Below are 13,284 nucleotides of genomic sequence, written 5' to 3' on the forward strand. Positions count from 1 at the left end.
GAATTGACCTTATTATGCAAAAATAACAACAAAAAGGGGACCAATTCCCTAAAGGATCTTATTTCGGAACGCCTTGGACAAGAACAAAAACAAGTGAACCATTCCCGCCTGTTTCCATCATTGCAAAGAGACAAGTTGTATGAAATAACCTATTTGAAATTCCATTGCATATCATGCATATTTATACATTTTGGTGAATGACACCCATTTTCCCCTGATTTAACCTGTACATATGTTTTAATGCTTTAATTTTTATAATTTTTAAAAAACAATCGGGAGGGCCTGTATGAAAAAATGGCTACTAGGTTTATCTGGAGCAGCATTACTCTTTAGTCTTGTAACAGGATGCAGTACGAATCCACAAGAGAACGCACAGCCTGCTTCCGGAACCCAGACCAATACACAATCGGCAAAGCCTGCCGAAACCCCCTCAACAGAACCGATGATCTTGCATTGGAGTGTCACCGGTGAACCGCCGACCATGGACCCAGGCATTGCGACTGATGCTTCTTCAATGGATATGATCAATCTCGCGTTTGAAGGGTTAACCGCTGTTGATCGGCAAGGCCAAATGATCAATGCCGTGGCGGAAAGCTACACCAACTCTCCAGACTTCACTCAGTTTCACTTTACGCTCCGTAAAGATGCCAAGTGGAGCAATGGCGACCCTGTTACCGCGCATGATTTTGAATACGCTATCAAACGAAACCTCGATCCAAAAACGGCTTCCGGGTATGCCTACCAGCTCTTCTACATCAAAGGCGGCGAGGAATTCTTCAACGGAACAGGAAAGGCGGAGGATGTCGCCGTCAAAGCAACGGACGACTACACACTCGATTTCACCTTGCGCTCGCCAACGCCTTTTTTCCGTGAGCTGACCTCCTTCACTACTTATTATCCGCTCTATAAGAAATCGATTGAAAGCAATCCGAAGTGGGCAGGTGAAGCTTCCTCCATCGTCGGAAATGGTCCGTTTGTAATCGACACCTGGGAGCATAAGGCCAAGCTGGCCTTCAGCAAAAGCCCGACATATTGGGATAAAACCAATGTCAAGCTGGACCGGATCGAAATTGCCGTGATTGAAGATAACAATACGGCGCTGTCCATGTTTGAAAATGGCGACTTGGATTGGGGCGGATATCCGTCCTTTGGCTTATCGCCTGATGCGATTGGACAAATCAAGGAAGAAGGCAAGCTGGTCGTTGCCGATAACCCTGGCACCAAAGCAGTCATCTTTAATACACAAAAGCCGCCGTTTACCAATAAAAAAATTCGCCAGGCTTTCGCCTACTCGATCGACCGCAAAATGCTAATTGATAACATCCTGCAAACAGGAGTCCCTGCCGCATACGGATGGGTACCGACTTCTATGGGGCTAAATCCAGATGGATATTTCAAGGAAGACGTGGAAAAAGCGAAGCAGCTGCTCGCCGAAGGAATGCAAGAGCTGGGATTAAAAGAGTTCCCCAAAGTCACCTATTACTACGATACTGGAGAAACAGACAAAAAAATTGCACAAGCGCTGCAAGACGAATGGAAAAAGACGCTGGGCATCAACATCGACATCCGCACATCTGAGTGGAAAGTATTTAATACCGACGTACAAAGCGGAAAATTCGACTTCGGCATTTGGCTGTGGGGAGCTGACTTTAACGACCCGATCAACTTCCTGGAGATGTACAAAGACAAGGAAGGCGGCAACAACGTGGTTCGCTTCGACAACAAGGAGTACCGCGATCTTTTGAACAAAAGCTACTACGAAACTGATCCAGAAAAACGCAAAAAGCTGATGTTTGATGCTGAGAAGATATTAATGGAAGAAATGCCGCTTGCTCCTCTTCACTTCCGCGGAAATGCGTATATAAAGAACGATAAAGTAAAAGACTTTGTCATTTTCCCGTTGGGTGGTTCTTACTTTAAATATGCGTTTATAGAGAAATAAACTGACGCACAAATACCCAAAAATAACAGCGGGCAACACCTACAAAAAAAGGTGTTGCCCGCTTTCGTCCCCCACATCTGCTGGGGTTCCTCCCTCAAACTCATTTATCCAAAAAGCGATTCAAGACGTTGTCGCTTATACGAGCTACATTATTGTTGTATTCATTCCAGGCCATGCTTCCAGCCCAATTGATGGAGCCGACGGAGAAAACAGCGCCTCCGCCTTTGATGTCAAAGCAGGTCATATCTGCCCGTACAAAAGGGTGTTCCTCGCCTCCTTGGCCGGGTGATGTGAACAATTGATCTTCGTGCACTAACTGGTATCGGTTGTCAACTCCAAGGGACGTAGCGAGCCACAGTGTGTGGAGCGGGGTCCCAAGCTCAAAATCGAGACGGTCAATTTCGTCGCCAACAGCTCCGCCCATCACCAAACCAAAGTCACCAATGACTTCGTTTTCGCCAATTCCTTCGAAGATAAAGCTGGCTTCCGGGCTGTTGCTGTCCGGTAAACGCCTGTATCCGCTGCCTGGACCCCATCCTTGGGCTGTAAAGCCGATACCTACCAATTTTTGAGGAATAATGCCATTGTGACGCCACAATCCTCCTGATGCCCCTGTCGAGCTGTGATACAATTCGCCCTGCGGGGACTCCCACGAGCGTGTTCCTGCGTTGCCGCGACGCACTTCGATCAGATGCGGCCGCTGCGGGTCAATGCTGGTCACCCAGTAGAAGCCGTTGGCCCCCAGGTACATAAGCCTCCCGCCGTTCGCTAAATATTCCTGCAGCGCCTCCATCATGGGTCGTGTCCAATACTCCGGATGGGTGCCAGTGACAAGTACCTTATAATTGGAGAGCAGTTCTATTCCGTCTCGATGAAGGTCTTCGTCAGTAGCTACATCATAGCCCTCTGCCCGATTCTCCAGCCAGCCTGTAATGTAGAGATCAGCAGCCAGATGACGTACGGCACCATTCAGCCAGCTCCGATAATGCGGACGGATATTCATAATCGGCCGCAAGCGAGAGGAGTAGTGAACCCCGCTTCCATCGCTATGTGTATCATAGATAGACTTGCCAAGCTCCGGATGATCAATCAGGTAACGGTCCTGCGAAGAGAGTCTTAGCTCGTGCCCCATCAGAGGCTCGAGTCCCAGCTCGAACAATCGCTCGTTGGCGTAGGCCAAATAGGTATTGGTCGGCGCCAGAAACAGGATTGGAGACGCAGCCGCACCACGTGCAGGTCGTACGAAAAACGGGATGTAATCTGTTTGATCGTCAGCAATGAGTTGCAGGGCATATGCCCCACTCGGCAGATTGTCCGGCACCTTCCAGCTGATATCTATTTCCCATCCAGCATCCTCCATGTCATCATCATGAAAATGCACCGCGGCATAATGATTCGGTGCGGTTGAGAAGTCCAGATGCTCACCGTTCCAAGAGTGGCTGGTAACCGCACGTGTCGGCCCTTGATGAAGAATCCCGTGGGAACCATTATTCGAGCGGTCGACAAGCTGGGAGGAAGAGATCTTTTGCCCAAAATCGTACTGAGCGACGAGATTGTCCCCCGCGATCATGAGTGGGTCTACTCCTGCAGAAAGCTCCTTTAAACTGGTCGAATCTAATACGGTTCGGAAAAAGCTCGGGTTCTCGATTTTACCGTTATAGTGTTGATGAACCTGATTGGTCCCATTCGTATCTGATGCTGCGGCGAGCAGTACACGTAAAATGATGACCTCTGAGAAATCCAGCCTTGCACTTACGGCAGATAACTGGGCTTCATCGGCGGAAGTCCATCCGTCACATCGATTTACACGCAGGGTGAGAGTAGCTGTTTGTGCACAGTATTGAGTCACTATTTCATACCAAACCCTAGCCGTTAAGGGCTTCTCGGAGCACACCTGAATCGCTTCCCTGTTCTTGTCTGTCAACATAAATACAAGACGCCCGTCCGCATCCAGAGACATCTCGGCACCCGAATCCCCATTTGTTGCACGTGCTGACCAGATCGTCTGCCAACGACCTGAAGCCGGCTTTGTCGGCCATGCCCACAGGTGTACCGTGAACTGACCTTGGTCCAGCCAGTCGGTAGGGAGAGGGAGCTCTCCATATGATCCGGCCGTTGTTTTTTGGAGACGACCAGGGTATTCTCCTGCAATTTCAGTGGCTATCGGCTCACTTTCCAGTTTCTGACTGTCCGGGTCCGTCATACCTCCCTTTAATCGAACGACACCTGCTGTGTAAGTAGGACGTGCAGTGCTGATCATAAAGTTCAGCTCTTGCCCGGGCTGTACGCTGATTTGATCTGCGTAACCGACAATTGTCATATGCTCCTGTAAGCTCTCTTCATTCGTTTCCATATTTCCATCGCCTCCATGAAAGAATGGTTGACTCCCTATTCCGCCGTTGATTCAATAATCGTTACACACATTTTGTCCGTCTATTCGAAATTATGTAAATATTTATTTGTTAATCAAAGTTGAAAGCAATATTGATGCCAAATGTGAAACGGTATGTTTTATCGACTTTTACAAACGAACTTCCTAAATAAACGAATGCAAATGGGATAAAACAACCCTATTTAACCCGATTATACCAATGCTCAGCTACAACCGTAAAAAGCTGACACCGTTTTCCACGACATCAGCCTTTCCGGATGAATCACGTATATTTATGTATCTGTCCTCACCTCATCCCACTCGTCAAAATCCAAACTAATCCGTTCATCGATGACTAAATTCTTAATCATATGAACGAATGGAGTCTGTGCCTGAGTTGCGACAATTGTTTGAACCGGATGCCTTTCAATTAAGGAATCGGCACCGTCACACTTACCGTCCCGCCGCGGGTGGACCGGATTGTCACCTGGGCCTTTCCTTTTCCTTCGACCGTCCAGGAGAAGGTCTTCGTCCGCTCCTCGCCATCATCCAGCGCCCCGCCGAAGAAACCGGCATCCTGCGTTTGCCCTGCCTCTTCACCCGCCAGCGTCAGTCCATCCTCCAGTTTGATGCTGGCAGTCCCTTTGCGGACCACTTTCACCAGCCAAGCCTGCTTCAAGGCATCCGGCAAAAAGCCTTCGTTGGACACCGTGACACTTATGGTCGAGGTCCCGTCCGGATTCTTTTTCACCTCGCTGCCCTTGATGGTGAGCAGCGGCAGTGATTTGGCCAGCTCCAGGTTAAACGCGCTCTGTTTTTCTACGGCCGTTTTCAACATGCTGCCGGCAGGCGCATTCTGGTTCCAGAACTTAGGGTTCCATCCACCTACTTCCACTCTCCCCAGCTGCGGATGTTCGACAGGAGTCCAGTTTTGGAACAGCTTGCCCTTCAATTCAGGCATGTGGTCGTTCATCCAGAGCTGATCCAACTCGTCCACGTTTCCGTCCTTGTTGTAGTCCTTGACGTACTCTTGTTTTCCCCAGAGCTCGTCGCCGTACCAGATCGTCCCGTATTGGAAATAGCCCCAGTCCGGCGAATGGCCAAAAAGCGGATTCCCTTCGGTGCCGCCCCTGCGTGTGTTGTAGTCGTAGTAGACGTCGCCCGCCCACGGATACCCGGTCAGCTCCTGTCCTTTTTTGTCCAGATGCTGATAGTACGCCAGGTCTTCGGGAAACATCGATTCCTCACTCTTGCTCGTGGATGGCGGACGCAGATGCATCGGCACTGTCGTATCCATCGTCTCCACTACGGAGATATGGGGATTCTCCAGCAGGAACAGGACGACCGAGCGCATCTCCGGCTCGGATAACGGGTATTCGCCCGCTCCGCCCTGAGTCCAGCCCATTCCTGTATTTTCGGACATCGGCCGCCAGTTTTCCGGATAATTGCGGTGCAGATCCAGGCCGCCGATGCCGTCCTCGTTGTATTTGCCGTCCCCGTCATTGTCAATCCCCTCAGGCAAGACCAGATAATCGCCTTTCCCCTGGCCTACCTGTTTCATCAATCGTCCGGAGGGGTCTGCGGGGTCTTTCGTGTAATCGCCATTGCCCATCCCGACATATTTCCGAATCTGCCGGGAATACCCGTCGCCGTCCAGATCCTCGAGGATGTCTTCATCCATTACGCCGTCGCCGTCATTGTCTACCGGGCGATTGGTCGAGCGGTTCGTTTGAATCGTGTTCAGGTAGAGCTCCGAACCGTCCGGGTTCTCTACAGGCCTGACGTAAAAGGTGCGCGTATTCAGCAGGTGGGTAATCTCCGGATCTTTGCCGTACTTGGACAGGAGCTCATTCGCAAAATGGAGAGCAGCTACGCGCGTAGTCACCTCACCGGAATGCCGGTTTGCCCCCACCCACATGGCCGGCTTGTCAGTAGCAGATCCGGTCTTTTTATTGGTGATCGTGATTTGCCAAATATCCCTGCCTTCGAGCGACTTCCCGGCGGAATACAGCTCGACCAGGCCGGGGTATTGCTTCGCCCACGTCTCCAGCCAGTACAATACCTCATCGTAAAGCGGATAGTGCTGAATGTCGAAAGTGCCTGCCTTTTTCGGCTTGGTCTCGGGATAGGCAAACTGATCCACTTCAAAGGCTGCCTGGGCCGGGATAAAGGGCCGCTTCAAAAATGGCACCTGTCCGGCTGGAGAAGCAGCCGAAACCAGTCCTGCCTGTGACACGAGAATGGTGACCAGAAGTCCGGGAATCCAACGCTTCAACTGTAATCGCTCCTCTAAAATTCCAAATTTTCAGAAATATATTACATCCTTACTAGGACGGGTATCCGTTTATTCCCGTTATAGAAATACAATCCAAAGAACAGTACAGAAGTCCTGCACCTAGAAAAGCCCCTTTCCCTAAAGGGGGGTGTTGACAAAAGGGTTGGGATTTTTGTCCCAACCCTTTTGTTGTCGGTTTTTTTGCCTCAATTGTCTTTTTGACTCGAAAATTTTGTCCTATCAACTATTATGTACCGGCTTTTATCATTCGTTTTATGTTTAAAGACAACGCTGAAAAGAGGCAGTGCTCGAGTGCTTTTCAAATGCCCCTCTTGTACGTTTTCGCTAAATTGTGTGCGCGTTTCATGGTACCAAATGACCCTCGCACCAGATGCTACGAAGTCGCCTGATGTTGCGATAATCTTCCGTCTTTGCCCGTTCTTTTTTACGCTCTAATACTTCGTGGAAGAGAACTCTCTTTATTTTTCGGTATGGCTTTGATCGAGTAAAACACTGATCTCGCAACGGGCATATTTTGCAGTCTTTTGTTTTGGCAGCGTAATTTTGACGTGTTTATGGGGGGGAATTGGGCATTCGTCCGGTTTGCAGTCAACTATTTGCTGGAGAAGATGAAAAGATTGTAGCGTGAAAGAACTACCGGCTCAACGACATGCACGTCAATCTGGCTTGAAACAATAAAAAGGCACACCTGATAAGGAGTGCCTTTTTTCATTGCTCTCTATTTGCCTTCAGCCGCCGATCTACACATTCATCCATTTGTATGTAATGTTTTCCTAGGAAGCAGTGATGACTACTAAATCACGGAGACTATCCAAATATTTGGCTACTAAATAGTAAGTATTCAAAGCGCTCTAAAATCCACCCTCCAACTTTACGAGCGATCGTTTGGCTGCAGCTGATCCAAATCCAGTATTACCAGTTCCTCACGGCGCAGCCCCGTGGACAGAAGCGTAAACACAATTGAACGATCGCGCTTAGGCCACGCATAGGCTTTTAGAGGCGCATCCACTCCCTTCCACTTCCGGCCTTTCAATTGGTGGAATCTCTCCAGCCGGTCACAAACGCTTTTCAAGGAGCAAACCTGGTCCTCGTTATAGGCTCGCCGCTCCGGTACTGGCAGCCCCATGGCTTTGATCTTCTTGGTTGGATCCATCGGTAGTAAATGCGGGACATGAAACTTTAACCATCCCTTAAATTTTGACAAGTTGGCTTGATGATGATTCACCGTAGATGGGGCAAACCCCTTCCCCTCTCGGTACAAGTCGGACAGCCACTCTTTTACCGTTCGCTGTACAATCGTGGTTACTTTGTCATGCCCCATCTTCTTCTGGAGGAAATCCACGAATCGCTGCAGCTGCAACTCAATTTTTTGTTCCACTTCTCGGGACCGATCCATAGAAATTACCGTTTGGATATACCGGTCCTTCCAAATTTGCAAGCTATCCTCGACTGGGTCGTAGGCCGCCAATAACTTTCGTGACGTGTTTTTACTCACTTATGTACCATCCACGATGCTCTATTACCTATATTTCACCACGAAACACGTCACAGAAGAAACATTATGTGTCGTGTTTCGTGGTGAATGTATCATTTTTTGAAACGCTGTACAGGTTATTTCCGTCAATTATAAGAGGAAGTGTAATTTGGAAGAATATAACGTTTAAATTTTGAAATTTCCGTGAACAGCATAATTATAATTTGACAACATTCCCCTCAAAAATCGTGTTACGATACCAAAATCAGTTAGATTATACAATTTTATCCACATTCCAGCAAAAATTATTTTTTGGTACTTCTAATAAAATAACCGACTGACTAAAACGAGACATTGAACTTTCTTGTGCTGAAACCGGAGACAGATTTTTTTGAAGGGACCTTAGCATCTGCCGGACACCCATTGTATTAACGTTAAAAAGCATCAAAGAAAGGACGTGTGTTGATTATGAAGATGAAAAACATCACAGTTTTGGGCGCATTGGCACTAACTATAATTGGTATCCCTACTGTATTTACTTTAAATCATGCAGCAAACGCAGATTCAGCTTCTAACTATCCATTCAACGAACAAGGACAAACCTATGGACCAGTACCTCACTCTTCTAAATCAACACATTTACCAGACTTAATTTCGGCAACAGGAGAAAATGGCGTTGTTGGATATGTAAAAGCCACCGATTTGGATCCAAAGGTTTCTTCACCGGAAGAGGCTATTGCCTACCAAAAATCAATAGAGGCAATCGGTTACAAATCTGTTCCACTGTATAAGTCTGATGGTAAAACTGTAATCGGTGAATTTAGATTATATTCTTCAAATGGGGATTAATGAAATTAAACATAATCCAGTATTCAATTATGATTGAGGAGGAAAAGTACATTGAACACAACGAAACGGTGACAAAACAAATTGGTAGGAATGCCCTCCACAAACTGCCACCCGGGTTTTTGTCCCGATCATGCTCGAACAGGAAACGGACTGCCACATCGTTAATACTGCCTCCCAGGCCGGTCTTGAATCGGATCCGGGGAACAGCATCTACCGTGTGAGCAAACACGCACTAGTCAGCCTGACAGAAACCCTCTACCACGAGTTGAAGATCATTCGCGCACGCATCGGAGTCTCCGTTCTCTGCCCCGGATTCGTACGCACGCAAATATGCGATGCTCACCGCAATCGCCCTGCCGAATTCAAAAGGCCCGGCGATATCTCGACCCCCTGGGCCATGGCAAATGCGATTGACCAATTTATCCGCGCAGGCGTTGAACAAGGAATTTCTCCAGAAGAAGTGGCTGAGCTGATCTTTATTGCAATTAAACATAATCGGTTTTACATTATGACTGATGCAACCTACAAAAAGACCGTACAACAGCGGATGGAAGACATATTGAATCAGCAAAATCCGACGTTCGTCATTCCGTCTTCCTTTTAGGAAAATGACCTTTTTCAAACAAAGAAGAGCCACCCTCCTGAATGAAGTGCACCCCTTAGAATGGACATTGAGAATAGACCTCTCAATGCCGATCTCTATTCTAGGGGGTGCTTTTCGTAATGGGGACAAAGGAAAAGAAATATGAAAGGTACAGTTCGGAGTTAAAGCAACGGGCTATTGAAATGAGACTACAGGGGATGACGAAGGCAGCAGTGGCGCAGGAATTAGGGATTAAAGATATGGGACGACTCAAGGTATGGATGCGCAAATACAAGCAGCAAGGCGAGTTTGGGTTGCTGGATACACGGGGACGTCGTAAGCAGTACGTCGATCAGGAGCGTTATATCAAACGGTTGGAGATGGAGAATGCCGTCCTAAAAAAGTGGTTAGCGATTACGAAGGGGGAGGTGTACCAGACAAGCATCGGCTCATTGATGAACTCCGGAAAAGTTTCAGCGTTGCAGTTCTCTGCAAAGAAGTAGGCGTCTCACGAAGCGGATTTTACGCTTATTTAAGCCGCAAGAAAATGGATACGGATGGAGCGTTTAAGCAAATGATTCGAGATACATACAAACGCTATAATGGCGTCTACGGCTATCGCCAGGTTCAACTTTTCGTCCTACAAGACCATGGTGTATGGATAAACCATAAAAAGGTTCTTCGGTTAATGCAGGAGATGGGATTTCGCTCCCGGATGCGCCGTAAATACCGTCATCACAGCGTTTCGACGATAAGCGATCGGGTCGCCGAAAACTTATTACAGCGACAGTTTGAATCCGATGCCCCCAATCAGAAGTGGGTGACAGATGTAACGCAATACCGGGTCGGTGATACATGGTTATATCTCTCCGTGATTAAGGACTTGTTTCAGAACGAAATCGTGGCACACCACATGAGTCTACGCAACGATAAACAACTCGTGCTTCAAACCTTCACCAAGGCGTTTGAAAAGGAAAAGGACGTGACCGGACTGATCGTACACAGCGATCAGGGCTTCCAGTACACGTCCTACGATTACCACGACATGCTGCCAAAGGTTGGCGCCCAAATCAGCATGTCTCGCCGAGGGAATTGTTATGACAATGCCTCGATGGAGAGCTTCTTCTCGCATCTCAAGACAGAAGCACTCTATCCCTATCATATTCGATCTGTGGAAGAAGCACAAAGGCGAATTGAAGAATACATTCATTTTTACAACAACAGCCGACCACAAAGAAAGTTAAACAAGCTGACCCCGGTACAGTACCGGTGCCAGCTTATTGGGTAGGGTTTTTCTTAGATGTCCACAATTTGGGGTCTTGACCAGAATGGGACATGGCTCCTCTCTTTTCCCGTGCCCATTTAAAATCTGCATAGCCGAGAGCATTAAGCTACACACCTTTTTTCGCTTGTTTTGCACCCAGTGCCCATGTTGGTAAGGAGTGGAATAATCAGTTCTCCTACATAAAAACAGCTTCCACTTTCGCGATCAGTTGTCTCTGCTTTTCCGTTGTCTCGCTCAAAAAAATATCTTTGGATCGACTGAGAAATAACCTCATATGACCCAAAGACCTGTTTATAAGAAAATTTTTTAAGAAATAGCATATGTAAAACTAGCAGACTGAAATAAGTTGTAATATTTTTCTCAGGATCTATATACCATTATCCCCATTAAATTCAACCAAAACTATAATACTAATTAAGAGATGTCATCGCCATGCGAGAATACCACATGATTCTTTTCTTTTGCAAGTACCCTTAAATATCCCTTGAGATTTTTTTTCGTAGGAGGACAAGGTGTCTTTCCATTTTCAATACGTTCTAACGGGCAAGCTTCACCTTGACAAGATGGGCGAAAGTAACAACTTTGACACGTAACATCTTCAGCAGCTCCATTTGCAACCCAAAGGGCTAGTCGATTATGATATAGCTCCATTTTTCCATCTTTATTTAACTGGCCGACATGGTTCCTTTCGTCGTCAAAAGCAACTGTACATTTATACACCATTCCGTCTGAACCGATCACAAACGAGTTTGGTTTGGCAGCATAGCAAACGCTTCCATGCGGTTTAAATAGCTGTCGATAAAGACTAAAATCTAATCCTGCATCGAGAGCCTGGTCAATAAAAGGTAATAATTCTTTTGTATCACATAAATGCAAATTGGAGTCATTAGTACCTCCGAGTTTTTGTACAGGAACAAAATGATTGGTAAAGCGGGGGTCTCCACCAAATGATTCGGACATCAATCTAATATATTGATTCATGTTGCTTTTATTTTGTTCGTCCACATTTGTCCGAATGATGATTTTAAATCCTTTTAAGTCAGAGTTTTTAATATCCATTAAATTAGAATATATCCTCTCGAATGTTGGACCACCGTCAATCAAGACGCGATGTTGATCATGTTCATCTATAGTCCCATCAAAGGTTATTTGATAAGAGCGTACACCTAAGCGTAATAAACGTTTAAAAACATCCAAATTCAAATTGTAGCCATTTGTCGTCATATTTGAAGTGTATGCTTTGCCATTCTCCTTGCATATTTTTATCATCTGTACAGACAACTTTTCAACGATTTCAAGAGCTGTCGTAGGTTCCCCGCCAAACCATGAGATGTGCAACAGTTCAAACTTCCGAATTTCTCGCTTAACGTATTCGATCACTCCTTCCTGCACGGATTCTTCCATCTTGTTTTTTGCGAATGATTCATAACAATAGATGCAACGAAAATTACAATCTTCATTAGGCATAAGAATTAAGTTTAATACTCGGTTATTGACAAGTGCCTGCTTTTGTTGAAAATTAGCTATTTGAATCTGATCGGTTTTTTCATCGACTAAGAACCCTCTTTGGATCAATTCTTGCACACGAAAGTCGGTACACTTGTCAGTCCCTTTCATTAAAATATTAATTATAAATTCACAATCATCTTTTAAGATAGTGACAAATTCGCCAGTAAAACTGTTATACAGCAGCAAATTTTCCTGATCATCATAAGTCCTAACATTATATCTCGAAGCAATGTAGCGTAAACTGTTCTGACTTGTTAAATTTTCCGTTTTCATTCTTTGAACCATCTCTTCACGCCCTTTCTTTACGTACGATTTATGCATATAAGCCCAAGGTCTAATCGAATAAATCATTCCGACTTATTAATCTATAACTAAGCTCTTCACTTCATCTCACTAACTTTTTGACTCAACTGTAAGATTTTCAATAATTCTTGCATTATTATATGAGGCTGGGGTATTCCTAGGGTGTCCACGACCTCCCCAATGGAAGCCTGAAATCCTTTCTGTCTAGTGGGCTTGATTACGTAATAACCATCCTTTACTAGTTGGTGTAAATTCCTTTGAACTGTCGGCTTAGCGTACATAATGGGATTCATATTTGGAACGAAGACTGTAGGACAAGATGAGGCTACTAGACTTGTACTTAGTAAATCGTCCGCTACCCCGCATGCAGCTTTTCCAATGATGTTGACTGATGCCGGCATTATCAGAAATAGTTGAGCCCAACTTGCCAATTCGATATGCTTAATTCTTCCTCCACTGAAATCTCTCATTTCAACATGCACATCATTACAAAAATATGCAAATGTGGACGGTGGTATGAAAGACGTTGCCATTTCTGTTAGGATCACCTGAACATCCTTAACCCAATTATTCATTTTCCATTCAACAATGTATGGAATCAGATTAACGATTCCAATTGAACCTGTTGCACCAATCAACAGTCTCTCTATTCTTCCATCATTATTTTCCATA

9 protein-coding genes and 2 pseudogenes are annotated in these 13,284 nt (G+C 46.0%); 5 read left to right on the plus strand and 6 right to left on the minus strand.

What is annotated here, in order from left to right; genetic code table 11:
- The first annotated feature begins 286 nt into the window (after nt 1-286).
- On the plus strand, nt 287-1,942 hold the full coding sequence (locus ACIFQN_RS15965) for a peptide ABC transporter substrate-binding protein (protein WP_429834023.1): 1,656 nt from the start codon (nt 287-289) through the stop codon (nt 1,940-1,942).
- 100 nt (nt 1,943-2,042) lie between these two features.
- Here ACIFQN_RS15965 and ACIFQN_RS15970 read toward each other — a convergent pair whose 3' ends face one another.
- The 4 genes and pseudogenes from ACIFQN_RS15970 to ACIFQN_RS15985 all read right to left on the minus strand — a co-directional run bounded on the left by ACIFQN_RS15970 (nt 2,043) and on the right by ACIFQN_RS15985 (nt 8,104).
- Nucleotides 2,043-4,295 carry a N,N-dimethylformamidase beta subunit family domain-containing protein gene (locus tag ACIFQN_RS15970; RefSeq protein WP_429834024.1) on the minus strand — a complete coding sequence of 751 codons (2,253 nt, stop codon included), beginning with the start codon at nt 4,293-4,295 and terminating at the stop codon, nt 2,043-2,045.
- Nucleotides 4,296-4,743: 448 nt separating this feature from the next.
- Nucleotides 4,744-6,588: a M14 family metallopeptidase gene (locus ACIFQN_RS15975; protein WP_429834025.1), complete on the minus strand. Its 1,845-nt coding sequence runs from the start codon at nt 6,586-6,588 to the stop codon at nt 4,744-4,746.
- A 363-nt stretch (nt 6,589-6,951) separates the two neighbouring features.
- Nucleotides 6,952-7,128 (minus strand): annotated as a pseudogene (locus ACIFQN_RS15980) (transposase); the annotation flags it as partial.
- Nucleotides 7,129-7,480: 352 nt separating this feature from the next.
- Nucleotides 7,481-8,104 carry a hypothetical protein gene (locus ACIFQN_RS15985; protein WP_429834026.1) on the minus strand — a complete coding sequence of 208 codons (624 nt, stop codon included), beginning with the start codon at nt 8,102-8,104 and terminating at the stop codon, nt 7,481-7,483.
- 447 nt (nt 8,105-8,551) lie between these two features.
- Here ACIFQN_RS15985 and ACIFQN_RS15990 point away from each other — a divergent pair, with 447 nt between their 5' ends.
- From ACIFQN_RS15990 to ACIFQN_RS16005, 4 genes and pseudogenes are all read left to right on the plus strand, one after another.
- Nucleotides 8,552-8,932 (plus strand): hypothetical protein, encoded by a 381-nt coding sequence (locus ACIFQN_RS15990; protein ID WP_429834027.1) that lies wholly within the window; start codon nt 8,552-8,554, stop codon nt 8,930-8,932.
- 118 nt (nt 8,933-9,050) lie between these two features.
- A pseudogene (locus ACIFQN_RS15995) lies at nt 9,051-9,536 on the plus strand (SDR family NAD(P)-dependent oxidoreductase); the annotation flags it as partial.
- Between the two features lie 119 nt (nt 9,537-9,655).
- Entirely contained in the window at nt 9,656-10,018 is a 363-nt protein-coding gene (locus tag ACIFQN_RS16000; protein ID WP_429834028.1) for a transposase, read from the plus strand.
- Nucleotides 9,919-10,803: an IS3 family transposase gene (locus ACIFQN_RS16005; protein ID WP_429834029.1), complete on the plus strand. Its 885-nt coding sequence runs from the start codon at nt 9,919-9,921 to the stop codon at nt 10,801-10,803. The genes ACIFQN_RS16000 and ACIFQN_RS16005 overlap by 100 nt, the downstream gene beginning before the upstream one ends.
- A gap of 411 nt (nt 10,804-11,214) precedes the next feature.
- Here ACIFQN_RS16005 and ACIFQN_RS16010 read toward each other — a convergent pair whose 3' ends face one another.
- On the minus strand, nt 11,215-12,594 hold the full coding sequence (locus ACIFQN_RS16010) for a radical SAM protein (RefSeq protein ID WP_429834030.1): 1,380 nt from the start codon (nt 12,592-12,594) through the stop codon (nt 11,215-11,217).
- A gap of 95 nt (nt 12,595-12,689) precedes the next feature.
- The gene (locus ACIFQN_RS16015) at nt 12,690-13,283 is read right to left on the minus strand and encodes a flavoprotein (protein ID WP_429834031.1); all 594 of its coding nucleotides are present in this window, start codon (nt 13,281-13,283) and stop codon (nt 12,690-12,692) included.
- Between the last annotated feature and the right edge of the window lies 1 nt (nt 13,284).

This window comes from Brevibacillus sp. NRS-1366 (assembly GCF_050467985.1).